The organism is Streptomyces sp. NPDC101234 (genome assembly GCF_044767525.1).
Lineage (GTDB): Bacteria > Actinomycetota > Actinomycetes > Streptomycetales > Streptomycetaceae > Streptomyces > Streptomyces sasae.
On sequence record NZ_JBIWOA010000055.1, the window covers coordinates 32,079 to 52,013 of the forward strand.

The following is a 19,935-nucleotide window of genomic DNA, read 5'->3' on the forward strand; positions in this document are numbered from 1 at the left end:
GGCAGCGCGACCACTCCCCTCTCACCAGAGCGCTTCTTGTTCCGCCGACGGGCTGGGCTCGGGTGCAGCGGTTGCCATGGTGACCCGTGTTTTGTTGGTGATGGCGCCCGGCCCCGTCGTTACGACGCCTGTGTCGCGAAGCTGACGAACGACCTTGATCACTTGAGTGGGCCGGTAGACGGTCTCCAAGAGGGCGTATCGCTGAAGCTCCAGGACAGTCCGCCCATCGGGTGCTTCGGAGACGAAGTCGCGCAGAATGCGCCGTAGCGGAGCGGTATTCGGTTCGAGTTCGAGCTCCAGCGTCTGCTGCTTGGCATCCCTGGGGTCGCGGTAGCGGACACCGTAAGACGGGTCCACCTTCCACATGGCGTCCTTCATCTTCTCCAGTCCCAGCTCGTGCTGGGTGCCGAAGAGCAGGTAGAGCTTCCGGTTGCCCTCGTCGACCATCTCGAAGTAGAGGGTGTGTGTGAAGCCGGCCTGGCGCAGAGTGTCCCGGTACCGCTCGCGGAGGAAGGTGGACTTGTGCGAGGAGGGCTGCTGGAAGACAGCCTGCCACTCCTGATTGCCGAACGCTTCGTCGCCCCGTTGGCGGTGACCCTCGTCCTTCTTGGCGAACCGGGTGAGGAACGTGGGGCCGAAGGTCACCATCACTTCGGTACCTCGCTGGTGCCCCAACTCGTGCAACAGCGAATACGGGATGTCCGGTCCCCCGAAGCTGTCCAGGAGGACGAAGAGTGGCTGCCCCAGGGCGCCGACGCTCCGCAGCTTCTGCAGGAGGGCCGGATGGAAGTCGACTTCTTGTATGTCGACGGTCAGCCGCTTGGCGATGTGGTCCGTGTGCCTGGAACGGGCGAGTGCCATCTGGTGCTCAAGTTCCCGGACGCGTCGCGGATCCTCTTCCATGAGGATCACTCGCATACGCTTCGGGTACCTGTGCAGAGCGTCGGCGAAGACGTCGTAAGCAATGACCGGGGAGCCGGGCTCGCCCTGCTTGTAGACCCCTGCGCCTGCAAAGCCTTCGGCGTAGGTGATGACGTCTTTCCTGGACAGCAGAATCGGCGCCCACGCCTCCAAGTACCGCTTGAGTAAGTCGTGTTTGGCCGCCGTGTGCGGATCGCGATCCCACACGGCTTCCTTCGGTACGGCCATAGCCGCTCCCCCCTGCTTGCGTCGGCCCCGCTGGGGAGAGGGTCACACACCGTTGCCATACGCCACCAGAGTGCGTACGGCGCTTGCTGTACTTTGGCCGCTAATGGGCCGCGACGGGTACCCGGGGAGGCATCTCGTCCCAGGTCGCCCCGTCCAGTTCGCGGCCTCCCGCCTTCGGGGTGCGGCCTCCCCATTGCTTGAAGAAGAAGGGCACGTCGGCGTCGCCGCAGGCGTCGCGGATGTCCATCAGCCATTCCTCCCGGACGGGACGGTGGTGCGGCCCCGACTCTCCGCCGGCGATGACCCAGCCGATGCCGTCCAGACGCAGGCCGGTCAACGGGCCGAGCAAGGGCTCGCAGGAAAGAAAGCGAACGGCGGCGGGCACTTGGCGTAGATCGTCGACGCGGTCCAGGTGATCCGCGTCTTCGACGGAGACTCCCATCCAGAGGTTGGGGGGCCAGTCGAGGTCGCCGGCCACTCGTCGCAGCCTCCGGGCACGCTTGGTCAGTAGCTGGTAGGTGTGCTGAGGCGTCTCGGCGATCACTTCGAAGACCTGCCGAACGAAGCTCAGGGGGACCTTGGCGTGGAAGAGGTCGCTCATCGAGTTGACGAAGACCATTCGCGGGGCTTTCCACTGTCGGGGAATGGCCAACGCGTCCGAGTGCGGAGTGAGGCCGAAGCCCGGGCCGGATGTCCTTGGATCCCCATCAGCCTGGTACTTGGCGACCCCCATGGCCTTGAGGCGTCTGGATAACACCAGGGCGTAGCAGTTGTCGCACCCAGGCGAGATGCGGTCGCATCCCGTGGTGGGGTTCCAAGTCGCCTCAGTCCACTCGATCGTGCTCCGGTCGCCCATGGTCCCTCCCGTAGCGGGTGGACAAGGGCCATCAGCGCTTGCCCACTCGACGCCTCGACTGCGCTGCCTAACGAGCGACGTGCCGAACTGACACGCGATCACCCCCATCCTTCACTTCGAACGGGTGTTCCGTGAAGGGGGTGTTGGGGTGATGGCACGTCTTACAGGTCCGGCGGTCGGTATACGCAACTCGGTGCGCCGACGAATGCCCAGCAATGGATCTCTCTGGCATCCCTGTGCAGGACAGCCTGGTGATCAACATGATCAAGCACAAGATCCGAAGCTCAGCTCATGCCGCCCTGCCCGCCGGAGAGCTGGTTGACGAGCCAGAACGTGGCGCCGCTCATCACAGCCGCGCCGTCGCTCTCGCAGGGGGCAGCGACGGAAGGTGCCCCCGTCGCGGTGCTCCCTACGATGGTGGCCCGACCTCGTCGACGTCGACGGCGTCTTCCATGACGATCTCGCAGCGCTACGCGGCAGAGCACATGTCAGCGCTCCCCAGCTCCTTGTCCACGGGCAGGTGTCCGGTCAGTGGGCTGCTCGGTGTGTGCTTTGACCGCGGTGGCCAGGTGGCCGGCGAAAGGTGCGGGCAGGTCGTGGCCGTTGGTGGTCTGCACAAGGGCGTCGGCGATGCGGTGGAGTTTCGTGTTGCTGTGCTGGGAGGCGGCGATCAGGACCTGCCAGGACGGTGGCCGTGATCAGACAGCCGTCGGCAACACGACTGGGGTTGGCCGTGCGAAGAAGTGACCGATGGCCTCCGCAGTGAACGCCTGCCCACAGACGTCGACAGCCCCTGACCTTTCGAGGACACCTCCGGGGCCGCCTGCCGTGACAGCACGGTCCTCGGAGCCGGTGGCCCCCACACCAATAGGAGGGCAATGCCTCCGATCGAATAGCTGTCTAAGGCGCGATCCGGAGGAGTGGGAGCGTCCCGCGGCACATCGTGTCGACTGTGCACTCGAACGGGTGATCCAGGCCGCGTGCCGCCGGGGGCGGCGGGGTGCGGTGGTCCACCATGAGGCCGCCTTCGTCCTCGTGCCCCTCCCGGAGGGCTTTTTCGCTATGCCAGCTCCTGTTCCTCGTCCCGTCGGCCGCCTGTGGATGGCTCCGACGGTTCGCCGAGGCCATCCTGCCGATTCCGCTTCAGGCTGCTCGCCCGTCCGTGACGAGTGTCATCGGGTCTCGGCGCAGGCTCGTACGGCCAGTGCCCGCGTTGAGTCCGGCGCTCCTGAACCGGAATGCTGACGAACGAGATCCAGGCCGGCCTGGAGCAGTGGGCCGCACGGGTCGACGACACCCGCCGACGTGTTCGTGAAGCGGAGGCCGCAGAGAAGGCGAGCCGGATCCGATACGCCGCGCAGTGCCGGCGCGAGGCGTTCAAATACCTGGCAATGGCGTGCGCTTCGCTGCGAAGCTGGCCGGGTCTGGAACAGATCGGCGAGCAGGGCGTCAAGGCCGCCCACCGCATCCTTGTGGCCATGGACGGGCCAGAGATCCGGAAGGTCCTGCCTCTGGTCACCGCCGCAGCAAAGAAGCGCAGGATCCCGGCCAGGTTTTTGGCCGAGGCCACCGACGCGTTGTGTGTTGCCGAACAACGCCCTCAGGTGTACGGCACCGCGGCCGGCCATCCGATCGCTGACGAAGCGCGTGTCGACGCGCTGCGTGCCGTCCTGGGGATGCGGTCGTTGGCGCCCCAGCCCTTGCTCCAGAATGCGGCCACGTCTCGGAAGCCGGTGGCGGACGAGCCGCTTCCAGCAGAGCTGAACGTCCTGGAAGGGCTTCTTCGCGAGCTGCCGGCAGTCGGCCCGCTCCCGCGTAGCGTTCGGCCCACAGTCGCCGCGCATACGGCATGGGGCTGTGCTTACTGCGGTGGCCCGGCCCAGCCGGACACGGTCGAGTTGGAGATCCGGGGCCGGGTATGGCGGATCTGCAGTGCCTGCGAGCGGTGCCCAGATACCCCTGAGGACCGCCTGCTGGACGTGCTTACGGCCAAGGGGGGCGTCTCGGAGACCCAGGCCCGGCACGCATCCAGGCTCGCTCGGCACCAAGGCTGGCGGCTACCGATGCGCTATCACCAGCAGGCCGCCCGGCCCAACCATCGCCCCCAGCCCCGCTGGCATCACATTCCGGACACCGCGGTCACGAAACTGATCACATTCGCCGAGCAGCGGCAGCCCGCTGTCACTCCCACGGTGATGCCGACCCAGCGCACGGCTCCGCCTCCACCGCCGCATCCCGGCCTGCTCGTTTCGGCCAAGGCACAGGTACTGCTCGCATTGCCCCTCGACCAGCAGTTGACATCCACGCAGGTGAGCAAGGCACTTCAGATGGCGCCAGGGACGTTCGAGGGGCGCGCTCTGATGATCAGAAACGTACGCGAGCTTCAAGCGGTCTTTGCTTCTCCACCGCAGTGGTTGGTCGACTTCCACCACACGCTGGCAGCCAAGCGGGCGATCAACCAGGCACGTCAGCTGGCACGAGCATCGGCCGCCAAGCCGAAGGACCGCAACGAACCGGAAGCGGCCCGGCCGACTCCACGGACCGGTCCACCGCATCCCCGTATGTTGATCTCGGCCCGAGCGGAACGAACGCTGGCCAAGCCGCCCACCGAGCGACTGCAGTCCGGTCAGGTCACCAAGGCTCTCCAAATCGCGCACGCCGCTGGAGTCAAGCAGCGCCTGGACGTGCGTACCGTCGGCGAACTCGCGGCTCTCTTCCACGACCCGCCCGGCTGGCTCCTCGAATTCCACCGCAGCCTCGCGGCCCAGCGGGCAGCGAACCCGAACTCGGACCCGGAGGACGACATCGAAGCCGACACGTCGGCTGACCGGTAGGGCTTGAGCATCTGAAACTCGAAAGGCTGCAAGTCGTGACCAGAGCTGTGGATCCCGCCCTGCGTGCGGCAGCGCGCGACCGCACATGCCCGGACTGCTCAGTGGCGCCGGGGGAAAGATGCCTTCCGGGACCCGGAGGCCGTTCCAACACCCACCGCAGTCGGATCGATTCCGCCAGAAGGGCTCTTCAACCCTTGCCTCCGCGGCAGCTGCTGCCCGCGACGGACGAGCGCATGCACATGGAGATCGCCATCGGTGATCCAGACACCTTGGTGATGTCCCTGCACCCTGCTGTGTTCGGGGCCCTCTTCCAAGCACCGGAGGATGTGGGTGCGCTCTTCCACCTGGGGCTCTGTGACGCGGACCCGACACTTATGGACTTCAGATCGGTCACCAACCCGATGGTCCTGATGTTCATCGCGGCATTCGCACGGCTTTCGGCGGCCGAGCGCGACGAGTGCATCGACCGCTTGGTCGCGCTCGGTTTCACGCATGCGTCGCCGGAGGGCGAGGTGACTACGGTGCGTGAGGCGGTCAGAGTCGTTGAGCGTTCCGATCTCTCTCCCGCCTTCCTCGCGGACTGGGAAGCGGCGAAGGCGGGCTTCCCGGCACCTCAGATTCCCACGCGCCCTTGGAAGCGGCAGGAAGCCGCATTGGGGGGCAGCGCAGATTGAAATAAGCCCGATTACCCAGGTCTCGGTCCGGCTACGTGCGCTGTCTCCCTGTCGTTCGTCCACGTCCACGCGAATCCGGATCGTCCAACTGCTACCAGAACTGCAACCAGACGACGAAGGCTCCGCATGACGACCGGCGACGGTTCAGTGCTGGGTTTCGGCGGACCAGAGGGTGGTGCCCTGGTAGATCACGCTGACGCCGCCGTCGGTGCCGAAGTACAGATAGGCGCCGTCGTGCCCGGAGGTGACGGAGCTCCAGACACCCCAGGTGTCCTGGTTGTAGACGACGAGGTTGCCGTCGGCCTGCATGATGGCGCGGTATCCGGTGCCCGAGGTGCCCGAGGACCAGCGCCGGTGGTGATCCTCGTCGTAGATGACGAGGTTGCCGTCGGTCTGCATCGTCATGGTCGTCCGGTTGGTCTGCCAGGACTCACCCGGCATCAGCTGCTGGTCATGCCGCACGGTCAAGGTCGTCCATTCGGGCGAGGCCGATGCCGTCCCGCCCGGGTCCGGGGCCGCCGCCTTGCCCGTGGGGGCCGTCGTCTTCGTCGTCTCGGCGTCGCGTCCGGCGGAAGTGGGGCTTGGTGACGGCGGCGCGGCGGTCCGGGTGGGTGAAGACGAGGAAGCCGCCGCGGCGGGTGCTCGGTGCGGGGACGGTGATGTCGAGGCGGCAGAGGTCGCGTACGGCTCGGCGATCGCTGTACTGCTTGCGCCCGCACGGGGCTTCGTGTCGACGGCGGAGTCCGCTTCGAAGGCCGCGCGGGTGGCCAGCCCCGCGGTCACGAGGACTGCGGTCCCGGCGAGTATGGCCCCCGCTCTCCGTGCGCGGGTTCCCTTGCCGGGTACAACGGTTCGGAACAGGCGGCTGCGGACGGTCGTGGCACCGGCGGCTTCGAGTGCGTCCGCGAACTCGGCGGCGTCGGCCCAGCGCCCCTCCCGCTCCGGTTCGAGGGCGCGTCGCGTCACGCGTCGGACTGCCGCCGGCACCTGGGGGCGCGGCGGTCCGGGCCAGTCGAGCTGTTCCGTCGAGCCCGGGAGGCTCCCGGTGAGCAGCTCGTAGGTGAGTACGCCCAGGCCGTAGACGTCGGCCCGCTCGTCGACGTCGACCAGGCGGTCCTCCGGGACCTGCTCCGGAGCCATGTAGCCGGGTGATCCCACGCCCTGCGTCAGTCCCGAGGCGTGCGCCAGGCTCTTGGCCAGGCCGAGATCGGCCACCAGCAGCCGTTCACGGCCGCCCGACGCCGTCTGGAGCAGGATGTTGGACGGCTTGATGTCACGGTGCACTATGCCGACCGCGTGCAGGTCGGCCACGCCCCGTGCGGCCTGCACCGCGAACCGCGCCGCCTGGTCGACGGCCAGGGGTCCCTGGGCCAGCCGGTCGGCCAGCGTTCCGCCGTCGGCGTAGGTCATGACGAAATACGGGCGCCCGTCCGGTAGTTCGCCGATGTCGTACACCTGCACCACGCGGTCCGACGCGGCCTGGCGCAGCAGCCGGGCCTCGTCCAGGAAACGCTCCCGGAGGTCGGGGCGGTGAACCCACTTCTCCGCCATGACCTTCACCGCGATCGGGGCTTCGAGCAGGTCGTCGTAGGCGAGCCAGACCATGCCGAAACCTCCGCAGCCCAGAAGGCGCTGAAGGCGGTGACGTCCGACAGTGACGGGTGTTGACATGAGGGCGGAACTCCAGCGCAGTTGCCGTTCGACATTCGACCGGGACCAGGAGGCGGCGGACTCAGCACCTGCCCGCCGCGCCGCTCATGGGCGACATCCGGTACCGGTCACCTCCTCGCACCGCGGAGACGGTGAGGGCACCTCGCCGGGCGCCCTTCCGGCATGCCGGGTCCTGTGACCGCAGATGCCTGTGTGTCAGTGTCGACGCGTGACGCAGCCGCGCACAACGTGCGCGGGACCAGCATGATCTCCGTTCTTTGGGCACCAGCACAACGGCCCCGCCGGTAGCGCGATCTCCGATCACGGGCCCTGCGTGCAGGGCACACCGCGCATCACAGCCCGCTGCCCATACAGATGCCGGTCAGTCCGGGCCCGGGCCGAGCATGCGGCGCGAGAGCTCGGCGAACTGGAGGAGTTCGGGCATGGTCCGGTGCTTGGAGTAGGCCAGGGCGACCATGCGGGGTGCGACGCCCTCCAGCGTCAGGTAGACGACGTCGTCGCGGCGGTAGAAGCCAGCCATGCCAGCCGGCATGACGTAGCACCCGGACCCGAAGGCGACGGTCTGCAGGCATTCCTCGATCGTCGCCGGGAACCGTCCGGTGTCCCCCGGCGGCGCCACCGGGTCGAGCGGGACACGTCCGCGCCATTCCGGTACGTCTTTCGGATCCTGTAGCAAGGTCATGTCCCGCAGGTCCTCGACGTGCACCGCCTTGAGTTCCGCGAGCGGATGATCACTGGACAGTGCCACCACACGGGGCTCCGGGAAGAGCGGGACAACCTCGAACATGCCCTCGGGCAGGGGCAGTCGGACGTAGCAGACGTCGACCCGCCCGTCGAGCAGGAAGTCGACCTGGTCGGTGATCGAGGTGTGGACGACATCGATGTCGAGCTGGGGCGCCATCCGGGCGAACTCGCGCACGATGGGGGTGACGATGACACCCGGCATGAAGCCGATGGTGAACTGGTTCACCTCCCGGCTCGCCGTCCGCGCCCGCTGCTGCACCGCCTGCGCCATCGCCAGCATCGGCCGAGCGTCCTCCAGCAACTGGTGCCCCGCCCGCGTCAGGACGGTGCCCTGCCGGTCACGCAGGAAGAGGACTACGCCCAGATCCTCCTCCAGCGCCCGGATCTGACGGCTGAGCGCGGGCTGCGTCATGTAGAGACGGCTCGCCGCCCGCACGAAGCTGCACTCCTCGGCCACGGCCACGAAGTAGCGCATCCGGCGTATGTCGAGATCCATGCGGCTCATCGTAGCCACGCCCATCACGGCATATGCCGAAACGGCTTCAGAATCGAACAGATAGGCATTGGCGCGGTCCCCCTCAGCCGGTCCACCATGGTCAGACCGAGGGGGGAAGCCACAACGTCCGTCGCTGTAACGGCAGTTGTGTATCGCGCCGGGCCCGTGAGGACAGCTGGCCACCGTCGCGGACCGGGGGACACGGGGGACACACACCGCCGATCGGGTGCGGCCACAGGGCGGTGCACCCCTTGCGCGTCAGGCGCGGACGCGGTCGGACCACCGTCTCCTCGCGGGTACGCCCGCGCCTTCGGGCATCGACCCCCCTCCGGCCGACGGGGCGGATGGACCCCACGAAAGGAGTCACCATGGGATCACGCCGGCACCGGGGCAGGGCCACGCCGTCCACCGGACACACCCCGAGCGCTGCGGCATACGACGGCACGGCACGGCGGTCGGCTCTCCGCGTGGTTCGTGCCTGTCCGTCATGACCGGCAGATCCGAGTGCGCTGCGGCTGCGACAGCGGCTCTGCGCGACATCCTGGAGCGCATCGACGCCGATGCCGTGGTCCAACGTATGGAACCCGTACTTCACCGCACGCCCGGATACGGGTGCTCGGCGCGCGACTGCGGGGCTTCCGCACTTCGTGCCTCGCTGCGCCGGCACGTCGGCCTGCTCCTGCACTGGATGGTGAGGGGCACACCTCCGGACGCGTACGTCCTGTCCGAGATATACGAGCAGGCGCGGGAGTGCGCCGCCGCCGGACAGCCGTCGAGCGGTGCCCTGCTTCTCCATCACCAGGCTGCGGGCGTCTTCTGGGACGCCGTGCTCGGTCTGGCCACCGCGGAGGACCGCGGACATCTGGCGGCCTGGACCGACCAGGCGCGGCGTCACCTCGACAGCTACCTCGACATGGTCACCCGGACGTTCACGCAGGCGTACGCGGACCAGGCCGACCTGCCGTCCTCACAGGGCGACCGGCGGGCGCGCACCCTCTTCGACCGCCTCTGCGCCCACCTGCCCATCACGGTGGAGGACCAGGAGCGTGCCGCTCGGCTCGGCTTCGATCTGATGCCTCCGTACGTGCCGTTTGTCGTGCTGCTCGACAAGTCCACCCCTGCCGAGCGCGCCGACCTCGCCGCCCGACTGCGCACCGCAGGAGCCCTGACCTTCGTCGAGGATGTCCGCGTCACCGGATTCACCGGGCCCGCGTTCGACTGGTCCGCGTTCACGGGCGACCGACGCCTGCTCCTCGCACAGGGCCTACCGGCCGGGCGGGCCGGCCTTCAGACCGCCGTCGACAATCTGCGTCTGCTGGTCGCTGTCGCATCGCGATCCCATCGGGGTGGACGTGTCCAGGTCGAGGACTTCCTGCCCCAACTGCTCCTGGCGCGCTCTCCCGAGCTCGCCGACGCGGTGGCCCAGCGAGTCCTCGGCCCGCTGGCAGGCCGGGACCACGGCGAGCTGATGGCGAGCCTCGCCTGCCTGGTCGAGAACCAGTTCGACAGCGCCTCCACCACGGTCGCCCTTCACATACACCGCAACACCCTGCTGTACCGGATCAAGCAGATCGAGAAGCTCACCGGCCTCGACCTGCAGAGGCACAGCGACCGCGCAATGGTGTGGCTCGCGGTCATCTGGGCTCAGGTCTCCTCCGGACGGGTCGGATAGCGGCCGTGCGGAGGTAGCGGCTGTCGGCTGCGTCCCCTGGCGCTGACCCGACCGGCACGTTCAACTCAGAAAGCGAGCAGCGATGAGAAGCCGTCCGACGGAGGCTCAGGCAGAGGTGGTGCCGATGCAGCGTCAGGCCGAATCGAACCGACGTCTTCCCATCGATACGGCAGCCACCGACTCGCCGCGCAGCAGGCGCCCGCACAATGCGGCCAGACCGGGCCAGCGACCGCACACCGACGTCATAAGACGGCTCCCCACGGCCTCGGTGTCGGTGGCCGTGGACGCCGCGGACCCGGTGACACACGCCGGGCTGGCGGCCGGGCTGAGCCGCGGACCGAAAGTGGCGCTCACCACGGTGAGGGAGGCGGACGTCGTGGTGGCCGCGATCCAGACGGCCGACAACTCCACGTTGGAAGCGCTGAGCGGTCTGCCCATGCCGCCCCCGGCACGGATCGTGCTCGTGGTCAGCGACGGCTGGTACGCCGACCTGACGGTGGCGGCCCACAGCGGAATACGGGCCGTGCTCTGGCGGGCCGAGGCGAAGCCGCAGTCCCTGATCCGTGCCGTGCTGGCCGTCGCCGCCGGCGAAGCGCTGCTGCCATCGGCGGTACAGGGCGAACTGCTCGACCAGGCAGACCGCCTCCAGCGCAACGTGCTGATGCCCAGGGGCCTGACACCGTCCGGCCTGAGCACACGGGAGATCGACGTGCTCCGACTGGTCTCACAGGGCCTGGACCTGGCCGAGATAGCCGACGCGATGTGCTACTCCGAACGCAACATCAAGAAGATCCTCTACGGAGTCATCAACCGCCTCGGACTGCGCAACCGCGTCCACGCCGTCTCCTATGCCATCCGCAACAAACTCATATGAGCGAGCCCAGCGGGGCGTGTACAGCGTGAACTTGCGGGTCGCGGCTGGGGTGTGGGCGAGGCTCGCCGATCAAGTACCGCCTCAGGTCGCCTACGTGCCGGGCGGGTTCGGCGCGGCGCAGGCCCCACGGTTGGTGTCGGGTGTCGGCGACGATCCCTGCCTCACTGCGACAGAGCGGTGGCACTTTCCGGCTGCTCGGACTGCTCGGACGGGTCGTCCTGGCCTCTGAACGACAGCAGGCGTGAGGGAAGGAGCCAGAGGCAGGCGAGGGTTCCACCGATCGCGCCGACCCACAGCGCGACGGGGATTCCCGCTGTCGCGGCGATGAGGGCGCCGGTGACCGAGCCCAGCGGCCGGAGGCCGAAGCTCACGGTCTGGTACGCACCCCGAGTCTGTGACCGGAGGTGCGGTGGCACCACCAGTGCGAAGACCGAGCCGACCGAGATGTCCTGGACGGATTCACCGACGCCGCCCAGCAGCGTCGAGGCCAGGACCAGGGCGAAGACGAGGCTTCCGGTGGCGCCGACGGCGGGGATCACGAGAAGCGGAGCGTGCGACACCAGGCAACCGACCAGGAGCATCCGGCCCAGGCCGATGCGGCGTGCGAGCCGGGAAGCCAGGGCCGCGCCGACGAGCCCGCCGATGGCCTGCACGCTGAACACGAACCCGATCTGGGCACTGGTCAGGGACAGCTTGTGGACGTAGTACCAGACGAGCACCGACAAGAAGAGCATGTTGAAGAAGTTGCCGGTGGCGGTGACCGCGAGTGCTGTCCTGATCAGCGGATTCCGCCGGATGAAGGCCAAGCCTGTGCGCCGGTCGCGGTTCTCCGGGGTGCCGGGTTCGTGGCGGCGCTCCACCGGTCGCAGCCGGAGGAGGAACAGGGCGGCCGTGACGGCGGTGGCCGCGTCCACACCGACCGCTGCCGGCACACCCGCGAGTTGGACCAGGAGTCCACCGAGGGAGGGTCCGGCCAGGATCGCGGCGGTCTGGCCCGTGTAGGAGGCCGCCTGCCCGGCGACGTAGAGCTCGGACGGCAGGGTGGTGGCGAACAGACCGCTCTCGCTGACGTTCGACAGCACCGAGCACAGGCCGATGACGGCCAGGATGACGGCCAGCTGGAGGAGCGAGAGCAGGCCGAAGGCCGTTGCGATCGGCACGGTGCTCAGGGCGGCGACCCGCAGGAGGTTGGCGCCGGCCAGGAGCTTGCGGTGCTGTCCCGTACGGTCGGCGAAGGTGCCCGCCGGTATGGCCAGGAACAGGCTCGGGAGCCAGATCACGGCCGACAGGACGGCACTTTGGACGGCGTCGGCGCCCAGGACCTCGATCGCGGCCAGCGGCAGGGCCACCGAGGAGATGGCGTCGCCCAGGGCGGCCAGCGTGGTGGCGGACCAGAGCTTTCTGAACGCGGAATGGCGCAGCGGCGCCGGCACCGAAGGTCGAGGGGCCCGCAAGGTGATGGATCCTGTTTCTCGCGATGACGGAAATTACGCGGAATGTGCGGCCGCTCCGGACCCGAACAAGTACCGGAGCGGCCGATGAATTTACCAGGAGTGCTGCTTCTTCATTTTTTTCACCTCCACTGCTCGCGAACTCCCCTCCATAAGGGAATCGCTGGGAAAATTATTGAGGAAGTCGACGGGTATCGCTAATGCCGATATCGTCGCCTGCCATGCCGAATCGGCTTGGCGAATTGTCCGGTGATTTCAGAGGATTACGTAGAGGGTGAGCAGAGTGGCGCCCGTGGCCACGACGTAGACCTCGAAGGCGCCACGGAGGGCCGCCGGGGCGTTGCGCAGCTCCATGAAGTGCAGGCCGACCAGGCGCACCTTGATCAGCGCGATGGCGACGACCGCGCAGCCGATCAGGGTCGACGTGCTGCCTTCGATGCCCAGCAGCCAGCTCGACAGTGTGGCCAGGACGAGTACCGGAAAGACCCACATGTGTCACGCCACCAGGTAGAAGAGCGGGAAGAGGACGAGCCAGAGCAGGTCCACCATGTGCCAGTACGAGGCTGCTCCCTCGGCGGCCAGCAGTTGGCCCCGACTCAGGGCCGGCCGCCGGGACAGGACGATGAGGACCGTCAGCGCGCCGATCCCGATCGCCAGGTGGGCCAGGTGGATGCCGGTGAACACGAAGTAGTACATGAAGAAGTCGTTGCTGCTCGGGGTATGTCCGTCGCGGATCACGAGCGCGTATTCGACGCCCTTGATAGCGGCGAACCCGAGCGCGCACAAAAGCGCCCATGGCAGTGTCCGTGTAGGTCTGCCGGATCGCAGCTGCCGCAGCCCGCAAGCCACCAGCGCTGACGCGATCAGCAGGAGCAGGGTGTTCAGGAGTCCCAGGTCTGGATGAAGGGCCTGCTGAGAGGCCCGGAACATCCTCGGGTGCCGGCCGTGCAGTACCGCGATGAAGCCGAAGAACACCGAGAACATGATCATGTCGCCGAGGAGGAAGACCCACAGTCCGGCCTCGCCGGGGATGTGGCGGTGACGCTGGGGCGCCGAGGGTTCGGTCCGGGCCTCCGTGGCGGTCATACCGCCGGTTCCAGGTCGGCCAGGGCCCGGTCGTCGTCCACCCGGTTCGCGGCCCGCATCATCAGCGGTGTCATGACGAGGAACCAGGCGCCGAAGGCACCGGCCGCGACCCAGAACGAGAGGATGCCGTTCCAGGCGAAGGGGCCGGTCTTGAAGAAGGTCAGCAGGATGCTCGGCAGGAAGAGGAAGGCCATCCAGAAGTTCAGGTAGGCGGCCCAGCGGGGCAGGAGCGGCGTGCGGCGCTTGTCGGCCAGGATCGCCACTCCGACCGCGATGGCCTGCCCGACGGCCGGAAACGCGTTCATGACCAGGGTGATCCAGGCCGTGTCGTTGAGCGCCATCGTGATGTCGGGCGAGCGGTCCGGCCGGTAGGCCGTCGCGGTGAAGATCAGGACCGGTACGAAGATCGCGGCCACGTTGGCGGCACCGCAGACGAGTTGGGTGGCGGCCAGCGGCGCCAGCCGCGAGTCGATACGCCGGATCAGGCTCGACAGCGCCGCGACGAAGGGTGCGGTCGTCACTGCGCCGACGAGCATGACCACGAGGCCGGCACGGATCGAGTTGGCGTGGTCCGTGTAGAAGGCCGCCACCCGCTCCGCCGACCAGCTCGGCGCCATCGGGGGTATCCAGTGGGCGATCAGCAGAGCGGCGAAGAACAGTGCGATGAACACGTAACCGAAGCTCGCGCAGACGGTCAGGATTCGGCGGGACATGAGGGAATCTCCTGGTTGCGGAGGGGAAGAGTGCGGAGGGGGCCGATGCCCTGGCGTCGTCAGGCCGGTGCGCTCAGGTACGGGAACACGGCGCGCAGCGTCCCGGTGGCGTGGCCGACATCCAGGCCCATGGGGACGGGAGCGTTCAGCACGATCTCGAACATCGCCTCGGGAGCGGACTCGGTGAGCCCTCTGCCGTTGCGGGCCAGCGCGCCGAAGTCGGCTTCGGTGCCCACCTGGTAGCGCAGGACATCCGGGAAGATGACGTCGCGTATCGCGGCGCCGTAGCCCTGCGGGTCGGAGTGCGTGTCGTTCGCGGCCACGAGACCCGCGACCTTCCGGCGCACGAGATCGCCGTAGTTGTCGAGGTCGGCATGCGGATCAGTGGCGTTGTAGTCGTCGAAGCCGGCCTCGGTGACGTCGAACAACGTGCTGACGAGCGGATTCGCGCACCGGTTGATCTGCAGCCAGCCGCCATGGTGGTCGTCAAGGGCGGTGGTGGCCCAGAGGCTGATCGTCCCCGATCCGATGAGCTCGTCCGGTACTTCGAGGACGATGGCGGTGACGTTGGTGCCGGCGAACAGGTTCGAGGCCCGCTGCGGGTCGAACGCGGAAAGGTCCACCGCCGCGCCGTTGCGGAGCGCGGTCACGACCGCCGTGACGACGGTGCCGTCGAGGTAGAACGGGTCCCCGGCCCGGCCGACGAAGACGTTGACACCGTCCGCCGTGGTGACGATCTCCTGCGTCCTGCCGGTTGCCACGAGGGCTCCCGAGGCGTTGCGGTCGGTGGCCTCGTATCCGGTGAGCCGGTCGAGCACCCAAGCCTGCCCGCCGTCCGGTTCGGTGGCGAGGAATCTGAACCGGAACGTCAGATCCTGCACCGCGTCGTCGCCGGTGTCGATGTGGAACTCGTACAGCGCCTCGGGGTGGAAGCCCTTGTCGGCCGACACCGGGTTGGTGTTCATGACGAAGACCGTTCCGGTCCGTCCCTTGAACAGGTAGACATCGCTGATGTCCAGGCGTGGGTCCTGCTTTGCGGCAGCTGAATCCTGGTGGTGGGACATCGATCGGCCTTTCGAGAAAGCTGAGCAGGGCAGGGCGACGCCTCGCCGACTCGGCGGTTGGTGTGTGCGCAGCATTCGAGGGTTCGGTTCTGCGAACCCGGGGAAGCCACCGCGGGACGCTCAGGCGCTCATGGCGGTCGCCGAGCAGTGTGTTACTGCCGCTGCGCCAGGCACTCCGAGGTCGAAGTGGGTCACGTCGAACATCCTGACCCGGGGCGGTCATTCGTCGCCAATGCCTATCCGCTGGCCCTGCATGCCGGTTCGGCATCAGTCCACTTGCGCGCGCATGATGCGGCTGACGAGGTTCGCGAATTCGGGATGGATCACACGGGGGCGCGCCGCTGCGTGTTCGCACGCGTGGCGTCCGCACGAGGCGAGTTGCGGGGCAGCCTGCACGTGAGTGCGTAGATCACCGCGCCGACGAGCGTTTCATCGATCATGCGCCACAGGAACTTCACAGTTGCCGCTCCTTCGTGTCCAGGGGCCGCTTCGCATCGCGTCGGATGGTGTCGGCGGCGCGTTCGGCGATGGCCAGGACGGTCGCGTTGACTCCGGTGTTGGGAATGGACGGCATCACCGAGGCGTCGGCGACACGCAGGCCGTCGACGCCGTGCACCCTCAGGTCCGGGTCGACGACGGCGAGGTCGTCCATCCCGATCCGGCACGTGCCGACGGGGTTGTGAAAGGGTGCCGCGTTCCCGCGGACGTAGGTGACGAGGTCGTCTCCCATTCTCGGAGCGGTCTCCCGAGCACCCCACTGACCCCAGGCGGGCATGCCGCCGATCTCCCGCGCGATACCGAGGGCCGCGAGCATGGCTGACACGTCAGCGCTGTCGGCCAGGTAGTTCGGATCGATCAACGGCAGCCGGCCCGGGTTCGAGCTCCTGAGCCGAACCGTTCCCCGGCTCACCGGCGCCGTGTGAGCGAAGGCGACCGTGTGACCGCACTCGGGCGTCCCGACGTCCGCGATGTCCGCCGGAGCGTCGAGCAGCATCAGCTGAACGTCCGGAACGGCTGTCGCGCCGCTGTGCACCAGGGCACCGACCGTACTGAAACCGTGGCTGGTCGTCAGCTGCCGCCCCGTCTCGAAGACCACGGGGCACTGCAGGTGATCGTGCAGATTGGCGCCGACTCCGGGGAGATCGGCCAGCACCGGAATCCCGACATCACGCAGATGTGCCGCGGGGCCGATACCGGAGAGCAGCAGCAGGTGAGCGGAGCCCACCGTCCCGGCCGCCACGATCACCTCACCGCGCGCCTCGGCGCGTTCCGCCGTGCCGAAGGACGTGTATTCCGCGCCGGTGCAGCGTCCGCGCTCGACCACCAGGCGGCTGACGTCTGCCTCCGTGGCCAGGTGCAGATTGGGCCGGTCGAGCACCGGGACCAGATAGGCGTCCGCGGCGCTCTGCCTACGGCCGCCCGCCCCCGCCAGGTCGCACCAGAAGGCGCCGTGCTGCCGTTCACCGTTGATGTCGTCGGTGAGGTCGTGACCGGCCTCGGTGAGCGCGCCGAGGAAAGTCAACGACCCGTCGTCGAGCTGGGTCGTCGGCGCCGCCCACACCGGCCCGATGACGCCGCGCAGGGCGGGGTTGCGGCCTATCGCCGTCTCCGTCCGGCGGAAGTACGGCAGCAGCTCGGGGTAGCTCCAGCCCTTCGCACCGTTGTCCGCCCATGCGTCGTACACGGCGCGGTGCCCGCGGACGTGCATCATCGCGTTGATCGAACTCGATCCTCCGAGGACCCGCCCGCTGGGCCATTGATGCGTGCGCGACAGCGTCCCGGGCTGCGGGGTCGTCCAGCGTGACCAGAGGATCTCCTTGGCCGGAATGAGCGGGAACCCGACCGGAAGGTGCATGGCCGGTGGGCCCAGCGCCGAGCCGCTCTCCACGAGAAGCACTTCCGCCGCCGCGTCTTCGGACAGTCGCGCCGCGAGAACACAGCCGGCCGTTCCGCCCCCGACGACCACATAGTCATAGGCAGTCATCTCTGTCCCGCTGGCACGAACAAGCCGCGATGACACATCGTCAAAACCTTTTCTGTCAGTTCACATTCCTTCTGCCGATGAGCTTTGCGGGCCGCGGCTCGTCGCGCCAATGCCGATTGCCCGAAGCGTCATGCCGATCGGACATGGCGACAGAACAGCGCGGTTCCGCTCGCCCACGCGCGTTCCTCTATGCCGAACCGAGCGCCGCAATCACGATCTTGGCGAACTGGTCGATGGACGGCATCTTGCGGTTCTTGGCGTACGCCAGCGCCACCATGCGCGGGGCAACCCCGGTGAGCTGGACGTAACGGATGTCGGGGCGGCGGTAGAAATCGGCGAGGCCGGCCGGGACGACGAGAAACCCGGTGCCGGACGCGACGGCTTCCAGGCTCTCCTCGATCGAGGTGGGCCGTTCGGCTTCCGGACGGTTGCGTGCCGTCGCCGCGTCGAAGTCGGTGCCTCGCCACTCCGGTACGTCTGCGGAGTCCTGGAGCAAGCGGTACGGCGTCAGTTCCGTGATGTGGACGGTCCCCGCCTGTGCCAGCGGATGTTCGTCGGAGAGAGCCGCGACCCGAGGCTCGGGGAACAGAGGGACGATCTCGAAGATGTCGACCGGCAGCGGCAGCCGGACGAAGCAGACGTCGACGCGCCCGTCGAGCAGATAGTCGACCTGGTCGGTGGGCGCCGTGTGCAGCACCTGCACATTGACCTCCGGCGCCAGCGCCCGGAACTGCCTGACGATCGGCGTGACTATGACCCCTGGCATGAAGCCGATGGTGAAGTGGTGCCCCTCACGGCTGGCGAGCCGGACTCGCCGTTGCAGAGCCAGCGATGCCGCGAGCAGCGGCCGTGCGTCCTCCAGCAGCTGACCGCCGGCCCGGGTGAGCGCCGTACCCAGCGGGCCGCGCTGAAGCAGCGACGCTCCGAGATCGTCCTCAAGGGCGCGGATCTGTCGGCTCAGTGCGGGTTGCGTCATCTTCAGTCGTTCGGCACCACGCACAAAACTGAGCTCTTCGGCAACCGTCACGAAATAGCGGAGACGCCGGAGGTCGATATCCATGACGCCAATGTTAGCCACGCCGCTTTTCCTGTCGAACTATGATCCGAAAAAGCGTCTTGGGCTTTGGCGATGCCAGACCGGCATGACTTCTGCGCGAATCGGCATTGGCGCCACCGGGCGTCCACGGCCATGATTGACCGACATAAAGGGGCCTACCATCGACACATGACCGCCCGGTCATGGGCGCAGCCTTGCACGCATTCTCAGCGGCGTGCCGAGGGCGCCGCTCAATTCCACCCCGCTCGGCGCAGAAATCGTCAAAACCCCGAGTTTTGCAGTCCGGTCGCCTCTCGGTGAAACCCCCGCTCCGGCTCGGCTCGGATCACCTCAGCCTGGTGGTCCGTCGCAGTGCCGCCTGAAGCAGACGATCCACCAGGTCCCCGTACTCGACGCCACTGGCCTGCCACATCTGCGGGTACATCGAGACGGGGGTGAAGCCGGGCATGGTGTTGATCTCGTTGATGACGAACCGTCCCTCCTCGGTGAGGAAGAAGTCCGCACGGACCAGCCCCTCGCAGGAAGCGGCCTCGAACGCCTTGAGGGCCAGTCGGCGCACCTCGCTGGTCTGGCTTTCGGTCAGCGCCGCGGGCACCTCTCCGGGGGTGGAGTGGAGGTACTTCGCCTCGAAGTCGTAGTACGCGCGTGCGTCGGGCGCCGGGATCTCGGCCGGCACGCTGGCCCTCGGTCCCTCGGGGAACTCGAGCACGCCGCACTCGATCTCCCGGCCCTGCACCAGGGCCTCCACGATGATCTTCGCGTCATGCCGGTGCGCCTCCGCGATCGCGTCCTCAAGGCCGGGCGCCCCGTCGACCTTGGTGATACCGATCGAAGAGCCGGCGCGTGCCGGTTTCACGAACAGCGGCCAGCCGTACGCGTCGGCGAAGCGGCTGATCCTCGCGCGGGCCCCCGCCGCGTCGGACTGCCACTCGCGGGGTCTGATCACCAGGTACGGCCCGACCGCCAGGCCGAACGAGCTGAACACCCGCTTCATGTACTCCTTGTCCTGGCCGACCGCCGAGGCGAGAACACCCGCTCCGACGTAGGGGATGCCGGACAGCTCCAGGAGGCCCTGCACGGTGCCGTCCTCGCCGTACGGTCCGTGCAGTACGGGAAAGACCAAGTCCACTTCGCCGAGGACCTTGGGCTCCGTGCCGCGTTCGCTGCGGACGACGGTCCGGTCGGTCGGATCGACGGAGACGACGATGCTGCCCCGGTCCGAAACCGTGAGCTGCTCGACCATGGGCGGGCGCCCGTCGGTCATCGCCATGCGCTCGGGATCGTCCGCCGTCAGGACCCAGCGCCCGTCCCGGGTGATGCCGACCGGAAGGACGTCGTACTTCGTCCGGTCGATGGCTCGCAGCACGGCCCCCGCGGTCACGACGGAAATGCCGTGCTCCGAGCTCCGGCCGCCGAAGAGGAGTATCACCAGTGGCCTGCGGCGCGATCCGGACGGAGGGGGTGTGGATGGTTCGGTCATGGTTTCTGCTTCCTTCGCTGTGCGGCGCCGGGGCGGCCGGGGGGGCGGCCCGGCCCCCCCGGCGGGCACCCCGGCTCGGGGGGGCCGGCAGCCCCGGACAGATGGCCCGGGGACGCGGGCGGGGCCAAAG

The 19,935-nt window shown here is 68.1% G+C and carries 17 protein-coding genes; 4 read left to right on the forward strand and 13 right to left on the reverse strand.

All coding sequences use genetic code 11. The features are described from left to right. Positions 1 to 21 precede the first annotated feature (21 nt). Positions 22 to 1,149, reverse strand: coding sequence for a three-Cys-motif partner protein TcmP (locus tag ACIRR9_RS51225; protein WP_403767468.1), 1,128 nt, complete (start codon positions 1,147 to 1,149; stop codon positions 22 to 24). 100 nt (positions 1,150 to 1,249) lie between these two features. Beyond that, complete coding sequence (locus ACIRR9_RS51230) at positions 1,250 to 2,005, reverse strand: DUF5131 family protein (protein WP_403767471.1); 756 nt, start codon at positions 2,003 to 2,005, stop codon at positions 1,250 to 1,252. 1,238 nt (positions 2,006 to 3,243) lie between these two features. Here ACIRR9_RS51230 and ACIRR9_RS51235 point away from each other — a divergent pair. Further along, positions 3,244 to 4,839, forward strand: a complete 1,596-nt coding sequence (locus tag ACIRR9_RS51235) for a hypothetical protein (RefSeq protein ID WP_403767474.1) — start codon at positions 3,244 to 3,246, stop codon at positions 4,837 to 4,839. A gap of 233 nt (positions 4,840 to 5,072) precedes the next feature. Beyond that, on the forward strand, positions 5,073 to 5,513 hold the full coding sequence (locus ACIRR9_RS51240) for a hypothetical protein (RefSeq protein WP_403767477.1): 441 nt from the start codon (positions 5,073 to 5,075) through the stop codon (positions 5,511 to 5,513). Between the two features lie 144 nt (positions 5,514 to 5,657). Here ACIRR9_RS51240 and ACIRR9_RS51245 read toward each other — a convergent pair whose 3' ends face one another. Both ACIRR9_RS51245 and ACIRR9_RS51250 read right to left on the reverse strand, forming a co-directional pair. Continuing rightward, positions 5,658 to 7,184, reverse strand: a complete 1,527-nt coding sequence (locus ACIRR9_RS51245) for a protein kinase (protein ID WP_403767480.1) — start codon at positions 7,182 to 7,184, stop codon at positions 5,658 to 5,660. 361 nt (positions 7,185 to 7,545) lie between these two features. After that, positions 7,546 to 8,424: a LysR family transcriptional regulator gene (locus tag ACIRR9_RS51250; protein ID WP_403767483.1), complete on the reverse strand. Its 879-nt coding sequence runs from the start codon at positions 8,422 to 8,424 to the stop codon at positions 7,546 to 7,548. Between the two features lie 487 nt (positions 8,425 to 8,911). Here ACIRR9_RS51250 and ACIRR9_RS51255 point away from each other — a divergent pair, with 487 nt between their 5' ends. Both ACIRR9_RS51255 and ACIRR9_RS51260 read left to right on the forward strand, forming a co-directional pair. Continuing rightward, a complete protein-coding gene (locus tag ACIRR9_RS51255; RefSeq protein ID WP_403767486.1) occupies positions 8,912 to 10,096 on the forward strand; it encodes a PucR family transcriptional regulator in 1,185 nt (394 codons plus the stop codon). A gap of 280 nt (positions 10,097 to 10,376) precedes the next feature. Next, positions 10,377 to 10,970 (forward strand): response regulator transcription factor, encoded by a 594-nt coding sequence (locus ACIRR9_RS51260; RefSeq protein ID WP_403767489.1) that lies wholly within the window; start codon positions 10,377 to 10,379, stop codon positions 10,968 to 10,970. 161 nt (positions 10,971 to 11,131) lie between these two features. On the opposite strand, the gene ACIRR9_RS51265 is transcribed toward ACIRR9_RS51260, so the two are convergent. From ACIRR9_RS51265 to ACIRR9_RS51305, 9 genes are all read right to left on the reverse strand, one after another. Further along, complete coding sequence (locus ACIRR9_RS51265; RefSeq protein ID WP_403767492.1) at positions 11,132 to 12,424, reverse strand: MFS transporter; 1,293 nt, start codon at positions 12,422 to 12,424, stop codon at positions 11,132 to 11,134. Between the two features lie 252 nt (positions 12,425 to 12,676). Beyond that, positions 12,677 to 12,913, reverse strand: a complete 237-nt coding sequence (locus ACIRR9_RS51270) for a cytochrome C oxidase subunit IV family protein (RefSeq protein ID WP_359206659.1) — start codon at positions 12,911 to 12,913, stop codon at positions 12,677 to 12,679. A 3-nt stretch (positions 12,914 to 12,916) separates the two neighbouring features. Then, the gene (locus ACIRR9_RS51275) at positions 12,917 to 13,507 is read right to left on the reverse strand and encodes a cytochrome c oxidase subunit 3 (RefSeq protein WP_403072548.1); all 591 of its coding nucleotides are present in this window, start codon (positions 13,505 to 13,507) and stop codon (positions 12,917 to 12,919) included. Further along, the gene (locus tag ACIRR9_RS51280) at positions 13,504 to 14,220 is read right to left on the reverse strand and encodes a hypothetical protein (RefSeq protein WP_403072545.1); all 717 of its coding nucleotides are present in this window, start codon (positions 14,218 to 14,220) and stop codon (positions 13,504 to 13,506) included. Before ACIRR9_RS51280 ends, ACIRR9_RS51275 begins: the two co-directional genes overlap by 4 nt. 59 nt (positions 14,221 to 14,279) lie before the next feature. After that, positions 14,280 to 15,284 (reverse strand): DUF4331 family protein, encoded by a 1,005-nt coding sequence (locus ACIRR9_RS51285; protein ID WP_403072542.1) that lies wholly within the window; start codon positions 15,282 to 15,284, stop codon positions 14,280 to 14,282. 323 nt (positions 15,285 to 15,607) lie between these two features. Continuing rightward, positions 15,608 to 15,742, reverse strand: a complete 135-nt coding sequence (locus ACIRR9_RS51290; RefSeq protein ID WP_403767498.1) for a hypothetical protein — start codon at positions 15,740 to 15,742, stop codon at positions 15,608 to 15,610. Further along, complete coding sequence (locus tag ACIRR9_RS51295; RefSeq protein ID WP_403767501.1) at positions 15,739 to 17,268, reverse strand: GMC family oxidoreductase; 1,530 nt, start codon at positions 17,266 to 17,268, stop codon at positions 15,739 to 15,741. The genes ACIRR9_RS51290 and ACIRR9_RS51295 overlap by 4 nt, the downstream gene beginning before the upstream one ends. 187 nt (positions 17,269 to 17,455) lie before the next feature. Continuing rightward, positions 17,456 to 18,328, reverse strand: coding sequence for a LysR family transcriptional regulator (locus tag ACIRR9_RS51300; protein WP_359206674.1), 873 nt, complete (start codon positions 18,326 to 18,328; stop codon positions 17,456 to 17,458). Positions 18,329 to 18,650: 322 nt separating this feature from the next. Next, positions 18,651 to 19,805, reverse strand: a complete 1,155-nt coding sequence (locus ACIRR9_RS51305) for a D-alanine--D-alanine ligase family protein (protein ID WP_403767504.1) — start codon at positions 19,803 to 19,805, stop codon at positions 18,651 to 18,653. Between the last annotated feature and the right edge of the window lie 130 nt (positions 19,806 to 19,935).